General features: G+C 63.9%; 15 protein-coding genes, 2 tRNA genes and 2 rRNA genes. 11 read left to right on the top strand and 8 right to left on the bottom strand.

The features are described 5' to 3' along the window. Nucleotides 1-19: 19 nt before the first annotated feature. The 3 genes from ACSC1R_RS06880 to ACSC1R_RS06870 all read left to right on the top strand — a co-directional run bounded on the left by ACSC1R_RS06880 (nt 20) and on the right by ACSC1R_RS06870 (nt 1799). On the top strand, nt 20-877 hold the full coding sequence (locus ACSC1R_RS06880) for a ZIP family metal transporter (RefSeq protein WP_439028331.1): 858 nt from the start codon (nt 20-22) through the stop codon (nt 875-877). Between the two features lie 111 nt (nt 878-988). Beyond that, nucleotides 989-1300: a hypothetical protein gene (locus ACSC1R_RS06875; RefSeq protein WP_439028330.1), complete on the top strand. Its 312-nt coding sequence runs from the start codon at nt 989-991 to the stop codon at nt 1298-1300. 43 nt (nt 1301-1343) lie between these two features. After that, complete coding sequence (locus ACSC1R_RS06870) at nt 1344-1799, top strand: VOC family protein (RefSeq protein WP_439028329.1); 456 nt, start codon at nt 1344-1346, stop codon at nt 1797-1799. Here ACSC1R_RS06870 and ACSC1R_RS06865 read toward each other — a convergent pair. Then, complete coding sequence (locus tag ACSC1R_RS06865) at nt 1796-2074, bottom strand: DUF6360 family protein (protein ID WP_439028328.1); 279 nt, start codon at nt 2072-2074, stop codon at nt 1796-1798. The genes ACSC1R_RS06870 and ACSC1R_RS06865 overlap by 4 nt on opposite strands. 94 nt (nt 2075-2168) lie before the next feature. Here ACSC1R_RS06865 and ACSC1R_RS06860 point away from each other — a divergent pair, with 94 nt between their 5' ends. Together ACSC1R_RS06860 and ACSC1R_RS06855 are read left to right on the top strand one after the other, a co-directional pair. After that, nucleotides 2169-3308 carry a hypothetical protein gene (locus ACSC1R_RS06860; RefSeq protein ID WP_439028327.1) on the top strand — a complete coding sequence of 380 codons (1140 nt, stop codon included), beginning with the start codon at nt 2169-2171 and terminating at the stop codon, nt 3306-3308. Nucleotides 3309-3382: 74 nt separating this feature from the next. Beyond that, on the top strand, nt 3383-4369 hold the full coding sequence (locus tag ACSC1R_RS06855) for a sodium:calcium antiporter (RefSeq protein WP_439028326.1): 987 nt from the start codon (nt 3383-3385) through the stop codon (nt 4367-4369). A 16-nt stretch (nt 4370-4385) separates the two neighbouring features. Here the strand turns inward: ACSC1R_RS06855 and ACSC1R_RS06850 are convergent, their stop codons facing one another. Together ACSC1R_RS06850 and ACSC1R_RS06845 are read right to left on the bottom strand one after the other, a co-directional pair. Next, entirely contained in the window at nt 4386-6212 is a 1827-nt protein-coding gene (locus tag ACSC1R_RS06850) for a nitrite/sulfite reductase (RefSeq protein WP_439028325.1), read from the bottom strand. Between the two features lie 75 nt (nt 6213-6287). Continuing rightward, the gene (locus ACSC1R_RS06845; RefSeq protein WP_439028324.1) at nt 6288-6602 is read right to left on the bottom strand and encodes a hypothetical protein; all 315 of its coding nucleotides are present in this window, start codon (nt 6600-6602) and stop codon (nt 6288-6290) included. A 296-nt stretch (nt 6603-6898) separates the two neighbouring features. On the opposite strand from ACSC1R_RS06845, the gene ACSC1R_RS06840 reads away from it, so the two are divergent. Both ACSC1R_RS06840 and ACSC1R_RS06835 read left to right on the top strand, forming a co-directional pair. Beyond that, the gene (locus ACSC1R_RS06840; RefSeq protein WP_439028323.1) at nt 6899-7069 is read left to right on the top strand and encodes a hypothetical protein; all 171 of its coding nucleotides are present in this window, start codon (nt 6899-6901) and stop codon (nt 7067-7069) included. Between the two features lie 51 nt (nt 7070-7120). Continuing rightward, nucleotides 7121-7777 (top strand): DUF7119 family protein, encoded by a 657-nt coding sequence (locus ACSC1R_RS06835; protein WP_439028322.1) that lies wholly within the window; start codon nt 7121-7123, stop codon nt 7775-7777. Between the two features lie 11 nt (nt 7778-7788). On the opposite strand, the gene ACSC1R_RS06830 is transcribed toward ACSC1R_RS06835, so the two are convergent. Then, nucleotides 7789-9045, bottom strand: coding sequence for a M20/M25/M40 family metallo-hydrolase (locus ACSC1R_RS06830; protein WP_439028321.1), 1257 nt, complete (start codon nt 9043-9045; stop codon nt 7789-7791). Nucleotides 9046-9139: 94 nt separating this feature from the next. On the opposite strand from ACSC1R_RS06830, the gene ACSC1R_RS06825 reads away from it, so the two are divergent. From ACSC1R_RS06825 to ACSC1R_RS06815, 3 genes are all read left to right on the top strand, one after another. Next, nucleotides 9140-9213, top strand: a tRNA-Lys gene (locus tag ACSC1R_RS06825). A 409-nt stretch (nt 9214-9622) separates the two neighbouring features. After that, nucleotides 9623-10948 (top strand): DUF7405 family protein, encoded by a 1326-nt coding sequence (locus ACSC1R_RS06820; protein ID WP_439028320.1) that lies wholly within the window; start codon nt 9623-9625, stop codon nt 10946-10948. Between the two features lie 2 nt (nt 10949-10950). Then, entirely contained in the window at nt 10951-13266 is a 2316-nt protein-coding gene (locus ACSC1R_RS06815; protein WP_439028319.1) for a methyl-accepting chemotaxis protein, read from the top strand. Nucleotides 13267-13478: 212 nt separating this feature from the next. Here ACSC1R_RS06815 and ACSC1R_RS06810 read toward each other — a convergent pair whose 3' ends face one another. Next, complete coding sequence (locus ACSC1R_RS06810; protein WP_439028318.1) at nt 13479-14330, bottom strand: hypothetical protein; 852 nt, start codon at nt 14328-14330, stop codon at nt 13479-13481. A 152-nt stretch (nt 14331-14482) separates the two neighbouring features. On the opposite strand from ACSC1R_RS06810, the gene ACSC1R_RS06805 reads away from it, so the two are divergent. After that, a complete protein-coding gene (locus tag ACSC1R_RS06805; protein ID WP_439028317.1) occupies nt 14483-15529 on the top strand; it encodes a hypothetical protein in 1047 nt (348 codons plus the stop codon). 105 nt (nt 15530-15634) lie between these two features. Here the strand turns inward: ACSC1R_RS06805 and ACSC1R_RS06800 are convergent. The 3 genes from ACSC1R_RS06800 to ACSC1R_RS06790 all read right to left on the bottom strand — a co-directional run bounded on the left by ACSC1R_RS06800 (nt 15635) and on the right by ACSC1R_RS06790 (nt 19040). Continuing rightward, nucleotides 15635-15710, bottom strand: a tRNA-Cys gene (locus tag ACSC1R_RS06800). A gap of 165 nt (nt 15711-15875) precedes the next feature. Then, nucleotides 15876-15997 (bottom strand): 5S ribosomal RNA (rrf, locus tag ACSC1R_RS06795). 127 nt (nt 15998-16124) lie between these two features. After that, nucleotides 16125-19040, bottom strand: a 23S ribosomal RNA gene (locus ACSC1R_RS06790). Nucleotides 19041-19236 lie beyond the last annotated feature (196 nt).

Genomic DNA, 19236 nt, shown 5'->3' with positions numbered 1-19236 from the left:
GCCGAGTACCGCCGAACGAATGCCAGGTTTCGTCGCGGGCATCGAACAGCAGTTCACGACGTGGTTCGGCCACAGTGCCCTGCTCTGGGGGCTGGCCGGAGGCGTGGTAATCGCCGGGATGAACATGTTCGGCGCGCTGCTCGTCTTCGTCTGGCAGGACCCGTCAGAGCGGGCGCTCGACTCGGCGCTCGGGTTCGCGGCGGGCGTGATGCTCTCGGCGAGTTTCACGAGTCTCATCCTCCCGGGCATCGAACTCGCAGGGGGGAACCTCTTCCCCGTCGTCGTGGGCTTTTTCGCCGGCGTGGCGCTGCTGGACCGGGCCGACGCCTGGGTCCCGCACGTCCACGTCGCCATCACGGGGAGAAAACGGCTCGAAGGCCGCGGCGACGACGCCCGGGTCGCCTCCGTCCTGCTGTTCATCGTCGCCATCACGCTGCACAACATGCCCGAGGGACTCGCGGTCGGGGTCGGCTTCGGCTCGGCCGCCATCGACCCCGGGGCGACGGTCGACGGCCAGAGCGCCCTGGGCAACGCCCTCTCGCTCATGCTCGCCATCGGCATCCAGAACGTCCCCGAGGGACTGGCGGTCTCCATCGCGGCCATCAACGCCGGCCTCGGGAAGCGATTCTACGCGGCCTTCGCGGGCATCCGGGCCGGACTGGTCGAGATTCCACTCGCCCTGTTCGGCGCGCTCGCGGTCTCGATGGCCGAGCCCATCCTCCCATACGCCATGGGGTTCGCGGCGGGCGGGATGCTGTTCGTCATCAGCGACGAGATTATGCCGGAGACCCACGCCCGCGGAAACGAACGCGTCGCGACCCTCGGGACGATGGTCGGCGTGATGGTGATGCTCTCACTCGACGTGGCGCTCGGCTGAGCCGTGCGTCGACCCGTCGCTGGCCGGTTCCCGACCGGTACGACCCTCACCAGTGTGTACCGTTGACACCCACAGAGTGGGCTTTTGGTCTTCCAGTACCCAGTGTACAGTATGACGACGACAGCCGCCCGAACACCTCCATCGGACGGCGTCAGACGCAAGTCGACGCTGTTCTGTCCCGGCTGCGACCACGAGTCCCCGGTCGACGGCGACTGGGTCCTCGAAGAGCGGACGCGAGGAACTGCTTACGAGTGTCCGGACTGTGGGGTGACCCTCACAGTCCGCCCCGTCTTCGACGACGACGAACGCGCCGCCCGTCGCGTCCGGGCGTGGTTCTCACCCGTCGACTACTGGACCGACTACCTCCAGACGGTCCAGCGCGCTGCACACGCCTGGTACCCGACCTCGACGTCCGCCCGGTGACCCGGGTGTCCCCTTTTTCCCTGTCCGGTCCGTTCTCTTACGTATGACAATCAGTGGCTTACACCACGTCGCGCTCGCCGTCCCCGACGTGGACGCTGCAGAATCGTTCTACGGCGAGCTGTTCGCGCTCGACGTGCTGTTCCGAGAAGGAAACCTCGACGGCGACTTCGGGGCGCTCCCGGCGGACGTGGACTGGCCCGCCGCACGGGACGCTGGCGTCGAACCCGGCCTGACGTTCGTCGGCCGCGACGGCCTCGCGCTCGCGCTCGCCCACGACCCGTCGGCTCCCGACGGCGGTCACGTCGACCACATCGCACTCTCGGTGAGCGAGGACGAACTCGGCGGACTGTGTGACCGTGCCCGCGACCTCGACTGCGAGGTTGACCAGCGCAAATCGGCCGCGTTCGTCGTCGACATCTACGGGGTCGAGTGGGAACTCAACACGAGTACGCCGCCGCCGGAGACCCCGTTCAAGACGCTCGACCTGGGTGCCAGCTAGTCCTCGCTCCCCCCAGCGGCCTTCTCTGCGCACTTCTCCAGCGCCGCCGCCAGCGTCTTCGCCTGGTCGGGAGCGAGCGACAGTTCGTCGACGTGCGCCGGCAGGTTCTGTTCGGTCATGTTGTCGAGTTCCAGCTGTAACAGGACGTTCCCGTCGTCGTCGGTGGTCACGTTCGCCACGGAGAACCCCTCCTCGGTGAAGTCGTGTCCCCGTGCCTCGGCGTCGACGAGGTCGAGGGTCGTGTACGCGTTGACCTTGAGCAGTCGGTCGGCCATGTGCGGGCACAGGTGGGCAGGACACTTAGGCCGCTCGTCGGCGGTGATCGTGTGAGCCAGCACGCTTATCAATTCCTATTGATACGTTACGGCCATGAAACGACGAGCGCTGCTGGGGGCGCTCCCGACGGTCGCTGCGGGGGGATGTCTGCGGCTGACATCGGGGGACGACGAGACGGCGACACCGGGGGACACGGCGACGCGAACCGAGACGGCGACGGCGACAGCCACCCCCACCGAGACCGAGACACGGACCAGGACCGAGCGAACCGGGGACCCCGAGTACCCGAGCGGGCTCTCGGCCGATGGCATCGGCCAATTCCTCTACGCCTTTCACACGCAGGAACTCTCACGGGCGAGTTTCCGGACGAACTGGTCGAAGATAGACGTCGACCGGTCACACATCAAGTGGCAGAAGTCCTACCGGGCCGACGACGGAACCGCACTCGGCTCGTGGACGCGAAGCGAGGGGGGAACACCGTTCGAGATAGTCCGGTCGGGTGCCGACGCCATCTGGCGCGAGGACCTCGGCGACCACTACACCTACGGGAACGACGACGAGGGATACTCCGTCGAAGAGATCACGTGGGGACGAGAGCTCCAACCCTTGCTCCGGGCCGGCGACTGGAAGGAGCCGACGCTCGTCGAGGAGGAGTATCCGGCGGTCTGGGAAGTCCAGACCGACACGGTCGCAGACGAGTCGGCGATTCCGGGCTACCATCGCGGGACCATCGAGGAACTCTCTGCGACGGTGGAGGTCGACGAGAATGCCGTCGTCCGGTCGGTACAGGCGAACTACCGTATCCAGGAGCGTGACGGGAACACGATTCGGTACGCGAGCCAGTTCGAACTCGACTCTCTCGGTGACGTCGACGTGAGCGAGCCGTCGTGGCTCCCGACCGCAAGAGAGAGCGTGCCGACGGTCTCGGCCACGCTCTCGGACGACGACCGGTTCGTGAAGCTGGTCATCGAGTCCGGTGTCCGACTCGAACCCGGAAGCTACGTCATGCTGTTCGGTGGCGGCGGGGACAGCCACTGGCCACTCGAAGAGCCCATCGAGCCCGGCGTCGAGACGTACCTCTACAAGTCGAGCAACTGGGACGACGACCACCATCTGGCAGTCGCCCGCGGGAGCACGCCGACCGGTGTCTCTCCCCTCCCGTTCGACGGCCCGCTGGAGATAGCGGCGCGACGGAAGACGAACACGTACTTCTCCGGCGTCAGCGTCGAGTGAGAGCCCATCCAGTCGTCTCCGAAGCCGGTTGCGCCGCGACAACCCTCATATAGCAGCCAGCCGACGGGACAGTTATGGTCGACATCTCGACGCTCGAACCGTTGCTCGTAGGGGTGCTCGCGCTGGCGATACTCGTCAAGAGCGCCCAGACGGCGGTCGGGGCACTCATCCGACTGGCGAAGCACTACAACGTGCCCGACGTGGTCGTCGGCGTGACCGTCGTCGCCGTCGGGACGAGCCTCCCCGAAATCGGCTCGCACGTCATCGCGTCGCTGGGTATCGTCTCGGGGACGCTCGACTACACGGTCACCTCGGCGACCGTCCTCGGCGGGAACATGGGGTCGTCGGTCACCCAGCAACTCCTGCTGGTCGGTATCTTCCTCGTCGGCTACGGGCGCTACCGGCCCACGAACGTCTTCCTCACGTCGACGTTCCTCCCGATGATACTGGCGTCCGTCCTCGTCCTGCTGGTCGCATTCGACGGGACCATCTCGCACCTCGACGGTGCCATCCTGCTGGTGGCGTACGTGGCCCACACGTACTACGCCGTGACGCATCGCGAGCGCGGCGGCGTGCCGCCGGAACCAGAGAGCAGGCGAGTCCTGCGCGATGCGGCCCTCGCGTTGCTGGGTCTGGTCGGGGTCGTCGTCGGTGCGTACATCGTCCTCGCGGAGGTCGAAGCCATCGTCGACCGACTCCGCCTGGGCGGTTCCATGATAGGGCTGGTCACCATCGGTCTCGCGTCGGCGCTGCCCGAACTCTCGACGGTCTTCGAGGCGCTCCGCAGGCGTTCACCCGACATCGCCATGGGGACGCTCATCGGGAGCAACATCGTGAACCCACTGCTCGCCATCGGACTGGGAGGTCTCATCTCGACGTACCAGGTCCCGGAGGCGGTCGTGGTGTGGGACCTCCCCGTGAAGATACTCGCAGGCGTCGTCGTCCTCGGCTGGCTGTGGACGCTCGGAAAAGGAAGTATCGGCAGGAAAGAGGGGTTCTACATGATAATGGCCTACTTCGCCTTCGTCAGCGGCCGACTGCTGCTGTTCGCAGGGCAGTGAGGGAGGCGTTCCAGCCTCAGTCGTCGGCCAGCGGTGTGCCGTCCTTGGCGGCCGGGGCGGGACTTGCGTCCAGCGAGTCGTCCTCCGCGTAGGGGTACCACGTCCGCTTCGTGTTGTGCATGAACGGGTCGTCGTAGCTGGTCTCCTCGGGTTCGACCAGTTCGGCCAGTTCCTCGGCGTCCCGGTCGGCGACGAAGGCACGGAAGCTCTCGCCGTCCCCGCGCTGCTCCTCAAAGTTCGCGAGCAGGTTCGCGATGGCACCCGGAACCTCGTCGGCCGGGACGCGCTCGGTGACCCACTCTGCGAACTGCGGGTGCTCGCCGAGCCCGCCACCGAGACCGATGTCGAGCGCCTCGACGGGTTCGCCGTTCTTGCGCGTCTTCATGCCGCGCAGGGAGACGTCCGCGATTTGCGGCTGGGCACATGAGGCGGTACAGCCAGAGAGGTGGATGTGGAAGTCCTCGACGCCGTCGGGGAGGTCGACGTTCTCCTTGAGCCAGCGGGCGTAGCGCACCTGCCGGTTCTTCGTCTCGACGATGGAGAGCGAACAGAACTCGGTGCCGGTGCAGGCGATGGAGCCACGCATGAACGGGTGTGGGTCCGGCGAGTAGTGCTCGAAGACAGGGTCAGAAAGCAGGTCGTCGAGGTTCTCCTCGGGCACGTCCGTGAGGATGATGTTCTGGCGCTGGGTGAGGCGGGCCTCGCCGGAGGCGTACTCGTCGGCGGCGTCCGCCATCGCGATGACGTCGTCGGCACCGACACGGCCCACGAGGCAGTTCAGGCCGACGTAGTAGTTGCCGTCCGCCTGCTCGTGGATGCCCACGTGGTCGTGGTGGCCGCCCTTCTCGTAGCCGGCGTTGTAGGTGTACTCAGAGCGCAGGTCCTCACCGGCGGTGTAGAGGTCGAAGTCGACGAACTCCTCCTGGAGGGTCTCGCGGAACTTCTCGGTGCCCCACTCGTCGACGAGGAACTTGATGCGGGCGTTGTAGCGGTTCTCGCGGTCGCCGTACTCGCGGAACAGCGCGGAGATGCCGCCGGCCACGTCGGCGACACGCTCGGGCGTCGCGAACACGTCGATGCTGCGGGCGAGGCGCTCCTCGTTGCGGGAGAGACCGCCCCCGACACGGATGTTGTAGCCCTTCACTGCTTCGCCGTCACCAGAACTCGAAGAGTTCTGGTTGCTCGATGAGCTCTGCTCATCGGTGTCGATCTCCTTCGTCGCGGGTTCGAGCGCGAGGTCGTTGATGTCGCCCTGGCCACAGCCCTCGCGGCAGCCCGTCACGGACACCTTCCACTTCCGGGGCAGGTTCGAGTGCGCCTCGTTGCCCTTGAAGCGGTCGTTGAGTTCGTGGATGGTCGGGAGCGCCTCGACGTGCTCATGTTTGTCCTTGCCGGCGACCGGGCAGCCGACGATGTTGCGCCAGGAGTCACCACAGGCCTGCAGGGTCGAGAGGCCCACGGATTCGAGTTCGTCCCAGATGGCGGGCACGTCCTCGATGTTGATCCAGTGGAGCTGGATGGCCTGGCGGGTTGTCACGTCGGCCCAGCCGTTCCCGAACTCGGGGTTCGCGGCGGGGCCCTGTGAGTACTCTTTGGCGACCTCGCCTATCTTCCGGAGCTGGCCGGGTTCGAGCACACCCGCTGGCGGCCCGATGCGCATCATGAAGTAGGATTCCTGCCCGGCGCGCTGGTGGTACAGACCGTACCACTTGAAGCGCTCGAACCACTCGTCTCGTTCGTCCTCCGGGATGGCGTCCCAGCCCTCCTCGGCGAACCGTTCCATGTGGGCGCGGATGTCCGTGCCGTAGAGTTCGGACTTCCACTCCTCGACGTCGGTCGGCATAGAAACGCATACACCCCCGAGGACTAAACCAGCGCCTCCCTCGTCAGGTAGCCCCGGTACTCCCCGGTACCGGAACTACTTGCCGGGTTCGAGCGTCGCCCGGACCAGCGACGGGTCGAAGGCGTGGAACTCGCCGTCTCGGACCCGTCCGACCGGCAACCAGTCGAGGAACCCCTCGGTGCCACAGTCGATGCACTGGCCGACCGCACACACCTCGACGAAGTGGCGGTCGACACCCACCTCGGTGAACGCTTCGAGCACCACGTAGGCGATATCACAGTCACAGAAATCGGTGACCGCGAGCGGCCAGATGTCGCTGTTTGGCACCTGACGCTCGTTGTTGACGCTGATCCACGCGCCGTCGTCGAGGACCCGCAGTTGCGTGGCCATACTCCCGGTACGGCACTGGGACGCCTCCTTCCTTCGCCTGGTGCAAGGGTTCGCGTCGTCGGTGACGCCGCCCGCGCTCCCAACCACCAGCAGGCGGCCGAATCGCCCGACGTAGCGGCGTCACAGATACCGGCGTCAGTATCCGGTATCGGGTAGTGGCGGACACGATTGTGGCTGCAGCGCGGGTTATACCTGTAGCTGACATAGAGGGATTCGATGACCGACGAGTCGACTCCCGAACGCCAGCACGCGTCAGCAGACGTCGCTCCCGAGCTGTACGAACCGGAGGGAGACAGATGACACAGCAGGACGTCGAACACGAACACGAAGCCGACACAGAGGACGAATCGAGCAGGAAGCGACGTGGCAAGAAGAAGCGCCACGACGAGCACCTCCGTGACGTCGACGTCGGCGCGGGCTGTACCGAAATCTGGGAGCACCTCTCCGACCAGCGCGACGAGGAGTAGCCGACGCACAGCAGCGAGGTGTTTTTGACCAATGCCGAGAAACCCCAGTCTATGAGAGACGACCCTCCGACCGGTACCGGCCGTGAGTCGCCGGTCGGCGAGCCCGTCATTCGCGGCGACCCCTCGGTGACCGGCGAACGCGCCCGGGACGCGGTCGAGTTCGACCCAGACGACCCCGAAAGCGTCGCCGAGGCCGCCGAGACGGTGCGCCGATTCGCCCAGAACACCGTCGGCGGTAGCGACAACGTCTACATGCTTCGCGGGGCCGCCGCCTGTGCCGCCCTCGTCCGTGGTGTCGGCTCCTACAAGCTCGCGGCCGAGCGCGCCGGAGACCCCGCGACCGTCTCGTTCATCCGGAAGTGGGCCCGCGTCCACGACCTGCCCCAGTCCATCCGACGCCACGTCGCCATGGGCCACATCGCGCCGACCGCGGCCAAACACATCGCCCGCGTCGGGGGCGAGGCGCGGTTCCACCTCGCGTGGGCGACCCTCGACGGCGACCTCACCGTCCGTGAAGTCCGAACCATCGCCAGCGCCATCAACGACGGCACCCCCGTCGACGAGGCGCTCAGGGAACACGACGTGACGCTGGGCGAACTCACCGTGACGCTCCCGGCCGACGTGTACCGCGACCTCCGCCGACACGCCGCCATCGAGAGCAAGTCCGTCGACGAGACCGTCGCGGACGCGCTCTCGGACTACCTCTGAGTGGTCACTGATTACCGCTGGTTCTCGCGGCAAAAGCGTTCGACGGCGTCCACCAGCACCGACCCCGCAGTCAGCACGTCGGCGAAGTCGATGCTCTCGTTCGGGAAGTGCGCCTGCTCGATGCTCCCCGGGCCGAACAGTACCGTCGGGATGCCTGCCGCCTCGTAGTGGCGACTGTCCGCACCGTAGGTCGCCCCGCGGGGTTCACTGTCTAGCCCGGCCGCCGCGGCCGCGTCCTGGACCGCACCGACCACCGGCTCGTCGAGGTCGACCGCGGCCGCCTCGAACTGGATGGAAAAACGCTCGAACGCGGGTGGGTGCTCGCTGAGCCACTCGCTCTCGGCAGCCACGGATTCCAGACGCTCGCGGAACTCCGCTTCCACGTCCGCGACCGTCTCACCCGGAGCGACCCCGATGCGCACCTGCGCGACGAGTTCGTCCGGCACCGCCGACGCCCAGTTGCCCGCGTGGACCGTCCCGAAACTCACCGGCCACTTGATAGGGAACTCCTCGTAGAGTGGGTGGGTCACGCGCCGCTCGCGTTCGGTCTCCAGTTCCGCGAAGGCGTGGCGAATCGTCTCGAAGTGTGGCAGCACCGACTCGCCGCGCCAGCGCGTCGCCGCGTGCGCCGAGCGCCCCTCCAGACGTAGCTCCATCATCGCGCTCCCCTCGACTGCCGTCACTACGTCCAGTTCGGTCGGTTCGGTGACGATGGCCGCGTCCCGGTCGAAGGGGTACGGGTTCGACAGGGCCGCCGCGGCCGCCCCGATGCCGCCTTCCTCCTCGCCCGCGACCGATTCGACGACGATTCGACCGTCGAAGTCACCCTCCTCGGCGAGGTGACGCGCCACGAACACCGCGACCGCCAGCCCCGACTTCATGTCCGCCGCCCCCCGCGCCGTCAGCTTCGACCCGTCCCACGACGGCTCGAACGGGTCGGTGTCCCACGCCCCCTCGGTCACCGGCACCACGTCGACGTGGCCGTTCAGGACGATGGTCGGCCCCTGTTCCGGGTCGCCGACCTCGACCACGCCCGCGACGCTCGGCCGAGCAACGGTCTCGATTGCTTCGGGGTCGTCCGGGAACGACGGGTGGGCCGCCAGTTCGTCCCTGTCAGCCACCCACTCGTACGTCTCGAAGCCGAACGACTCGAAGCGCTCGCGTAGCCAGCGCTGGGCTGCCAGCTCACCCCCACCGGTCGTGTCGAACCGCAACAGGTCCTCCAGAAACCCCCGCAACTCCTCGTCCCAGACGGCGAAGTCGGTCATATTTGCGGCGAGGACAGCAGAGGCTAAAACACCCTCGCAACGCCCCGACAGAACGATAACCATTTAACTATCCCCGGGCCAATTTCGGGATACGGGGCCGGTAGCTCAGTTCGGCAGAGCGTCTGGCTTTTAACCAGACGGTCGGGGGTTCAAGTCCCTCCCGGCCCGCTTCTGCGAAGTCACGGACGTGACGAGCGAAGCGGCCAGTGTGGTCGAAGAGACCAGTCGCGCGTAGCGAGCACGTCTGGGTGTGGTTCGAGTCCTTCTCGAACTGGGACGCTCGCCCCCGAGCGACGTGGTCGCCGTTCCAGCGACACACTTCGAGGTTCGTGCGTCACCGCTCGGGGGTTCAGAGAAGTGTCACCCACCACGTAACAAAGAGAGTGAGGACGACGACAGCGGTCACGCCGAACTCCAGAATTCCGATACTCTCGGCCCGCCGCCACTTTTTTAAGTTTCCAACATCCCCATAAATAACCAATTTTTAGTCCTACTGGCTATAGTCTCTGGTGATTAGTTTTATTACATATAAGTACAGTGTGGTTGCCATAGCATGCCTTGCCCACACAGCAGGTCGGTGGACGACGACGACCACGGGATCGAACGACGTGAGTTCATGAAGACGGCGCTCGCCATCGGAGGGACCAGCGCGATGTTCGCAGCCAAGGCCCGCGGGGAACCGGTGTTGCAGGGGAACACCGAGGGATTGCCCGCACGCCAGTACGCCTGGAACGACTTCATGCCGAAAAACAGCCTGACTGGGCTCGCGAAGACGCCAGCGCACCACCTCCAGCTCATGCTGGATTACACCGGCGACGGGACGCCCAGCGAGGCGGACCGCGAGCAGGTCGAAGCCGCACTCCAGACCCTCGAGGCGGCGTACGAGTGGGATAACGAGGGGCTGCTGTTCACCATCGGATACTCCCTGTCCTACTTCGACCGGTTCGACGAGGACCTGCCCGAGAGCGCCGGGATGCGCCCGCCCGAGGACATCATCGAGGAGACCGACATCGCCAGCAGCGGGAAGATCGTAGCCGACGATGCCGATGCCCACCTGCACCTCGCCAGCAAGCACGCCTACGTGCTGCTGGAGGCCGAGGAAGCGCTCTTCGGGGCCGTCGACGAGGTGAACGGTGTCGACGTCGAGACCGACTTCACGGGCGTGTTCGAGAAGACCGACCGACGAACCGGCTTCATCGGCAACCCGAAGGAGCGGTGGGACGAGGACCTGCAAGGCAAGAACCCGATACAGGAGGGCGCAGACGTCTTCTTCGGCTTCAAGTCGCTGTTCACCGACAGCCAGCCGAGCGAGGACGACGTGGCCATCCAGGAAGGGCCGTTCGCAGACGGAACCACCGAGCAGGTGTCCCTGCTGCTCGACAACAACGTCAAGCAGTGGTACAACAGGCACGACATCGAAGAGCGCATCCAGCGGATGTACAGCCCGAGCCACACGCTCGACGAGACCGGTGAGTTCGGCCGAGAACTCGCACCGACGAGTGCCCCCAGCGACGAGAAGTCGATGGGAGACGCCGCCGCGGAGACCGCCGAAGACGCCGAGAAGAAAGGCGTCGTCGGCCACGCACAGAAGCTCGCCCGTGCCCGCGTGGACGACCCCGACTGGGAGGACGGGCGACCGCTGCTCCTCCGGCGCGACTTCCCCTCGACCGACGGCGGCCGCGCACACACACAGTTCATCTCGAACCAGCGACGCATCGACGACTTCATCAGCGTCCGGAAGGCGATGGCGTTCGTCGACTGGAACAGTGACGACCCCGACCCGGCCGAGTCCGAAGTCCAGCTGAAAGACCACGGGATTCAGGGTCACTTCAAGGTACAGCGCCGCGGAACGTTTCTGGTGCCGCCGCGTGACCTTCGCGCGTTACCCCCGGCCAACCCCTGACCATGGCGGGAGACACAGACGACTCCGGCATCCCCACACCGTGGGGGTGGGTGCGCCGGAGTTACGCCAGGAAACTCGGATTCGCGCTCCTCGGGGCCGTCTTGCTCATGCTTGTCGCCGGGTACCTCGTCCAGGCCCAGACCGCGACCGAGGTCAAACAGGACGCCGAAGGCGACCTCTCACTGGCTGCCGAGGTGCAGGCGAACGAACTCGACCAGTGGATCAAGGGGAACAAGCGCCAGGCGCGGACCGTCTCCGAACTCCACACGCTCCAGTCCGACGACCCCGAACAGATACAGCCGAAACTGAAAGAACTCATCCAGAAGGGACAGGTGTCGGACGAGGTCGTCGCCATCCACTACGTCGACACCTCGAAGGGGCAGGTGATGACCAGTTCGAAGGACAAGTTCGTCGGCGTCAAGCCCGCGAAACAGGGCGCACCGTTCGTCTCGAAACTCAAGGAGGGCTTCGAGGGCCCCGACGAGGTGTACGTCTCGAAGCCGTTCAGTATCCCCGTCGCGGACTTCCCAGTAGTCGCTATCCTCACGCCGGTCCCCAACGTGGAGAACCGGATCGTCGTGTTCATGATCAACCCGACCGGGGAGACGACCGAGCTGAACCAGCCCGTCGCCGAGGGGTTCACCAGAGTCGTGACGACCGGAGGGACGGTCGTCGCGTCGCCCGAGAACGGGACCGCACTCACCGACCAGAACCAGCAACTGGTTCTCAGTCAGGCTGCGGGCCGTGAATCCGGCGTCGAGGAGACCCAGAGCGACGAACTGGTCGGCTACGCATCACTCGACGCCACGGACTGGGTCGTCCTCATCCACGCCCCGACGGAGAACGCCTACGCGCTGAGTTCGACCGTCCGGGAGGGACTCGGCGGCCTCATCGTCGTGGCACTGGTCTCCCTCGGCCTGGTCGGCGTCACCATCGGTCGCAGTACCACGAAGTCGCTGCGGTCGCTGGCCGGTGGCGCTCGACAGATGCGCGACGGCGACCTCGACGCGGACATCGAGTCCGGCCGGACCGACGAGATTGGCACGCTCGCCGCCACGCTCGCCGAGATGCGTGACTCCCTGCGCGAGCAAATCACGGAGGCGAAAGAAGCGCGCGAGGCGGCCGACCGACGTCGCCGCGAAGCCGAACAGATGAACCGCCACCTCGAACGAAAGGCGACCGAGTACGGTGACACGCTCTCGGCCATCGCCCGGGGTGATCTCACCCAGCGGATGAACACCCAGAGCGAGAGCGAGGCGATGGAACAGATCGCCACCGACTTCAACGCGATGGTCGCGGGGATGGAACAGACCCTGAACCACATCAACGCGTTCGCGACCGAGGTCGCCGCCGCGAGTGAACAGGTCGTCGTCGGTGCCGAAGAAGTCCAGACGTCGAGCGAGCAGGTCACCGCCTCCGCCCAGCAGATAGCCGACGGGGCCGAAGAACAGAGCGACCGGTTCCAGGCCGCCTCACAGGAGATGAGCGACCTCTCGGCCACCATCGAAGAGGTCGCCGTGTCGTCGAACGAAGTGGCAGACATCGCAGAGCGGACCGCCGAGACGGGCGATAGAGGGCGGCAAGCGGCTCAGGAAGCCATCGATGGGATGCGCGAGATAGAGGAGAAATCCGAACGCGCAGTCGACGCCATCGAGTCCCTCGAAGCCGAGATGGAACAGATAGACGAACTCATCGAGTTCATCTCCGAAGTCGCCGACCAGACGAACATGCTCGGGCTGAACGCGAACATCGAAGCGACCCGCTCGGGCATGTCCGGGGAGAGCTTCTCTGTCGTCGCCCAGCAGGTCAAAGACCTCGCACAGGACACGAAAGAAGCCGTCCAGTCTATCGAGGGCAGTCTCGAGAACCTGCAGGACGAGACCGACCGTACCGCACGCGAAGTCCAGACGACCGCAGCGAGTATCGAGACCCACGTCGGTGCCGTCGAGAACGCCGTCGACGCACTCGACGAGATTGCGGCCTACGCCCGAAAGACGAACGACGGCGTCCAGGAGATATCGACCGTCGCGGAGAAACAATCGATGACGACACAGGAAGTCGTGTCGATGGTCGAGGACGCAGCGAGTATCGCAGAAGAGACGACCGCCGAGACCGAAAGCGTTGCAGCGGCGACCGAAGAGCAGACCACCGCCCTGTCCTCGGTGACGGAGAACGCGAACGGACTCGCCCAGCGTGCGAGTCAGTTGAGCGACGCCCTCGACCGGTTCGAGACCGACGTCGACACTCGGACAGGTCACACGTCGGCTGCCGACGAGCGACAACTCGAAGATTCACGGTCGCCGGGCCGCGACGACTGACTCCCCCGTCCGAACCGACACCCGCAGCCGACCGAACGACCGGGACTCGACCCCGACCGCTTTCTTCTTCGACCGGGTGGCAGAACTGGCGCCTCTCGACCCCCAGACTCGACGACGAGTGTGACACCGAGCGGTGACCGGGAGAGAGACGAGCGATGACGAGCGTGTGCTCGAAGTGTGACGAGCGACCTGCGAGAGAAGCAGTGACCGCGTTACTCCTTGCGCGGGAGGAACGCCATTGCGACCAACAGGACGAGACCGACGCCACCGACGATGACGACACCCCAGACCCCGTTGATGCGCTCGTTGAAGCGGTGCTCAGTTTCGATGTCCGCCGCGAGGGCCTTCTGGGCGTCCGTGCCACGCTTGAGCTGGACCGACTCGCTGTCCGGGAAGTGTGCGGCGTACGGGACGCCGTTCAGCGTCGTGTTCGCGTTCTGCCCGAACGAGACCTCGTTCTCTGCCGGGGAGACCCACGTGAACGTGATGGTCTCGGGTGCGCGCGTCACCGAGCTCTCGTTGCCCTTGTAGGTGAACGTGTCACCGGAGACGTCGAGCGTCTCAGTCCCGATGGAGTCGTTGTTCGCGATGTACTCCTCGACGGTGACCGCCTGCCGGTCGGGCTGGTCGAGGTCGCCGTCGATGTACATCGTACCGTCGACCCACTGCGGGTCGTACTGGTCACCGGGCTCCCAGCGGAGCGTGACCTCGGTCGGAGAGGACGTGTTCGCGATGAACGCGCGGTAGGTCGTGTCCTCGTAGGTGACCGTCGTGTTGTTCGTCCACGTCTCGGAGGTCGTCGCGGACTCGTTCACCCAGACCAGTTTGGCCGTGTAGGTGACACCGCCACCACCACCGTGGCCACCGCCCGAGGACTCACTCGCCGAAACCTCGCTCGCGGTGTACTGTCGACCATCGACAGTGATGGTGTCTCCCGACTTCAGCGTCGCGTCCGGATTCTCGATTCCCACATGGGGCGCTTCTGCAATCGTAATGAACGCGTACGCCCCCGCCGTGAGTACGAGGAAGATAGCGACGTACGCCGCCGCTGCTCGTCGTTGCATGTGTGGGGCGTAGTACGCCCCGCGTATAACGATTACTAACTAACGCAATCGACGTGTTTCCCCGCCACTGGCGGCGTCGCCGCAGAACAGATACCAACTCGTCGACTCCGCCGAGCGGTAGACCCATTCCCCAGGCAAGCGAAGCACAACCCATGGGACTGTACGACGCCCTGGCACCCCTCGACCTCCAGGTGGACGACTACGAACTGACCCGACACGAACGCGACACCTCCAGCGACTTCACCCGCGTCTCGACCGTGTTCGAACTCCACGGCGACGGGCACGTCGGGCGCGGCGAAGACGTCACGTACGACACGCCGGACCACGACACCCTCTACGACGCACACGACTTCGACTTCGCGGGCACGTACACACACGAGACGTTCTCGACGCTCCTCGACGACATCTCCCTGTTCCCCGAGCCCCCCGAACGCGACACCGCCCACCACTACCGTCGCTGGGCCGTCGAGAGCGCCGCCCTCGACCTCGCCCTCAAGCAGGCAGACACATCCCTCGGAGAACACCTCGACCGCCAATACGACCCCATCCACTTCATCGTCAGTACCCGTCTCGGTGACCCCCCGACGTTCGACCGCATCGAGGACATCCGCGAGGTGTTCCCCGACGCCGAGTTCAAACTCGACCCGACCCCCGACTGGGACGACGCCCTCATCGCCGACCTCGCAGCGACCGACGCCGTCCGCGTCCTCGACCTCAAGGGCCTCTACGAAGGAACGTCGGTCGACCAGGAACCCGACCCCGACCTCTACCAGCGCGTCGTCGACGGCTTCCCCGACGCCGTCATCGAAGACCCCGCCTTCACCGACCAGACGAAACCCGTCTTCGACGGGCACGAAGACCGCGTCAGCTGGGACTACCCTATCACCGGCATCGAGAGCGTCGAGTCCCTCCCGTTCGAACCCCGCTGGCTCAACATCAAACCCTCCAGATTCGGCACCGTCGAATCCCTCCTCGACACCATCGACTACTGCTTCGACAACGACATCACGATGTACGGCGGCGGCCAGTTCGAGCTCTCGGTCGGCCGCGACCACATCCAGACGCTCGCGTCCCTGTTCTACCCCGACGCCCCGAACGACGTCGCACCCGGTGGCTACAACGACCCCGAACTGAACGAGGGTCTACCACAGAGCCCGCTGCCCGCGCCAGCGGAGCCAACCGGCCTCGACTGGCAGTAACGACGGACCCACCTGAGAACAGTCTTTCCAGTATCGAACGTTCGTTCCGTCTCGAAAATCGCATCCGACTACCGGACCAGTCGGTCACCAATCAGGTTCGAAAGAAGCCAAGGGCCGGATTTGAACCGGCGATGGGCGGCTCTGCAGGCCGCTGCGTTCGGCCGGACTCTGCCACCTTGGCACGCAACAGAGAGTACTGCTTTCTGGCGTTTAAACGTAGCGATACGGTGTCGCTACTGGGTGTGTGGATAGTGACCCGAGAACCGCCGACAGACTGTCGGCACTCCCCAGGCCATAAATGAAGAAAGCCACACACCCCGACGGGTGTGTGGCCTCGAAGTATGAATGGAGGCGGCGAATGAATTTTCCCAGAGGCTCGCGCACTCCAGTACTCGCCCAAACGCAGGTGAGCTTAACTTCCGTGTTCGGGATGGGTACGGGTGGAACCTCACCGCTCTGGCCGCCTTAACGCCGATTCACGGAATCGAACCGTGACCATGATCCAATATCGGTGGTCTTGAAACCAGTGTGTAAACGCAATCCAGTTAACGCCTGGACCTTCCACCATGTGGTGAAGATCCCAGTATGCGGTATGATTGTGTGGCTCGATCTGTTAGTGCTCGCGGACTGAACGCCTCGTTGCCTTGGCGCGTACATCCCGAGTCTATCGAACTCGTCTTCTACGAGTGATCTCAGCGGCACCTCTTTTCCATGTGGGTTTCGAGCTTAGATGCATTCAGCTCTTACCCCGTGTGACGTAGCTGCCCGGCACGTGCCCTCTCGGACAACCGGTACACCAGTGGTCACCATTCGTAGTTCCTCTCGTACTATACGAACGTTCACGTCAGGTGCCATAGCACCCCCAATAGATAGCAGCCGACCTGTCTCACGACGGTCTAAACCCAGCTCACGACCTCCTTTAATAGGCGAACAACCTCACCCTTGCCCGCTTCTGCACGGGCAGGATGGAGGGAACCGACATCGAGGTAGCAAGCCACGCGGTCGATATGTGCTCTTGCGCGTGACGACTCTGTTATCCCTAAGGTAGCTTTTCTGTCATCAATTTCCCGCATCGAGCAGGATAATTGGTTCGCTAGACCACGCTTTCGCGTCAACGATCCTCGTTAGGAAGATCATTGTCAGCCCATCTTATGCTCTTGCGCTCTTCTCCGAGTCTCCGACTCGGATGAGATGGACTTAGGGCGCGCTCGATATCTTTTCAAGCGCGTACCGCCCCAGTCAAACTGCCCGGCTACCGGTGTCCTCCTCCCGGAGTGAGGGTCACAGTCACTAATGGGTAGTATTTCAGTGATGTCTCGGTGGCCCGCTAGCGCGGGTACCTGTGTAATGACTCCTACCTATCCTGCACATTAGCGACCGTGTCCCAGCGACAGCCTGCAGTAAAGCTCTATAGGGTCTTCGCTTCCCCTTGGGGGTCTCCAGACTCCGCACTGGAACGTACAGTTCACCGGGCCCAACGTTGGGACAGTGACGCTCTCGTTGATCCATTCATGCAAGCCGCTACTGAAGCGGCAAGGTACTACGCTACCTTAAGAGGGTCATAGTTACCCCCGCCGTTGACGGGTCCTTCGTCCTATTGTACTAGGTGTTCAGATACCCGCACTGGGCAGGATTCAGTGACCGTACGAGTCCTTACGGATTTGCGGTCACCTATGTTGTTACTAGACAGTCGGAGCGTCCGAGTCACTGCGACCTGCCCCTATACAGGGCAGGCATCCCTTATCGCGAACTTACGGGACTAACTTGCCGAATTCCCTAACGTCGGTTGTTCCCGACAGGCCTTGGCTTTCACTGCCACGAGCACCTGTGTCGGTTCTTGGTACGAATCTCATACTCGCCTTTTCACGGGCTCTAGGTACGATCGACTTACGCTATCCTGAGATTCGTCCGCTTCGTGCCATTACGGCTTCCACGGATTTCCTCAGTTCGACTGGGCGAAGGCCCAGCTCGATTGTCCCCAAAGCGTCAGCTTTGAGTGTATGAGAGCACTGGAATATTAACCAGTTTCCCTGTTGTCACATTCGAATTACGGTGTGACTTAGGATCGGCTAACCCTCGACTGATTGGCATTGTCGAGGAACCCTTGCTCGTTCGGCCGTCGGGGTTCTCACCCGACTAACGCTGCTACTATGGCCAGGATTTTCGTCACTATACGGTCCACACGAGTTCTCACCCGTGCTTCCACCCGTATAGAGCGCCAGCCTACGGAATCACTCGGTCAAGAGTGTCGTCAGGTCTCGGAAGCGGACTTGAGCCCCGATCATTTTCGGCGCCTCAAACCTCGGCCGGTAAGCTGTTACGCTTTTCTTAGAGGGTAGCTGCTTCTAAGCTCACCTCCCGGCTGTTTAGGGCTTGAGACCACCTTCAATCGCACTTAGTCCGCATTTTGGGTCCTTAACCCGACTCTGGGTTGTCTCCCTCATGGTGCACAGGCTTACCCCGCACACCGGACTCCCTGCATCGACGGCGTTCGTAGGTTTGGAGTTTGACAGGGAGGTCGACTTCTCTCGAAGGCGAGTCTCCCAATCGGTCGCTCTACCCCACGAACTACCTTAGCAGAGGTCATGCTTCGACATGTTTCGGCTGGAACCAGCTGTTGCCAGGCTCGATGGGCCTTTCACCCCTATACGTAGGTCACGAGAGGGTATTGAAGGACACCAACTCTAACAGGCCTCCACGTGCCTTTCGGCACGCTTCGCCTTGCCCACGCATAGATCGCCTGGTTTCGGGTCGTATCCGGTCGACTCCCCGCGCTTGAACACGGCGGCCCTGGTAATACTGCGGCCCTGTCGGTTTCCCTGCGCCTTCCCCGGTTAACGGGTTAGACTCGTCGATCAGATACACTCCCTGGCTCGTTTTTCAAAACGCACGACGCGACACCGGCTTCCTGTAGTTCCTACTGTGCCCTTGCGGGCGGGTCGTTTTCTACAGGACCTTTTGTGCCACGTCGCTCTATCGCCACCTGATTTCAGGCCCTATTGCACCTCCCTTCTCGGGGTGCTTTTCAGTGTTCGCTCACGCTACTTGTTCACTATCGGTCTCGAGTAGTATTTAGTCTTGGCAGTAGATGCCTGCCGTGTTCACGAGGGATATCCAACCCCCGCTACTCTGGAGCTGACGCGTGCTGTACTGGTCTGGATTACGGGACTGTCACCCTGTATCGTGCTCTGTTCCAAGAGACTTCATGCAGACGGTCGAGCAGTGAGAGTCAGTCCGAACACCACATTGCCCGTGAGGGCTTCGGTTTGGACTGTGTCGCGTTTACTCGCCGTTACTAACGACATCGCGGATTGCTTTCTCTTCCTGCCGGTACTGAGATGTTTCAATTCCCGGCGTTCCCCATTGCGCAAGGCAATTGCGAGAGGATTCCTATTAGGAGATCCGTAGTTCTTCCCCTCCGTGCGGGTCCCTACGGCTTTTCGCAGCTTGGCACGTCCTTCGTCGGCACTCGAGCCGAGCCATCCACCAGGTGGCAAAGTAGCCACGCTGAGTGGGACGTTCACTGTTACCTGGTGAAAGGTCCAGTGGACGTCTGGATTGCGTTTACACACGGTTTCATCACGCGCCCAGGTAGTCGCCTGGCACACGTTCGACCCTTCCCACCCTCGCTTGCACGGGATGGTGCATCGGTTCTGTCTTCGAAACACGATTTCGGCGTCCCACACTTAAGGGGAACGATTCGAATC

Source organism: Haloarchaeobius ordinarius, assembly GCF_051801355.1.
GTDB lineage: Archaea > Halobacteriota > Halobacteria > Halobacteriales > Natrialbaceae > Haloarchaeobius.
This window is presented reverse-complemented; position numbering and strand designations above follow the sequence as displayed.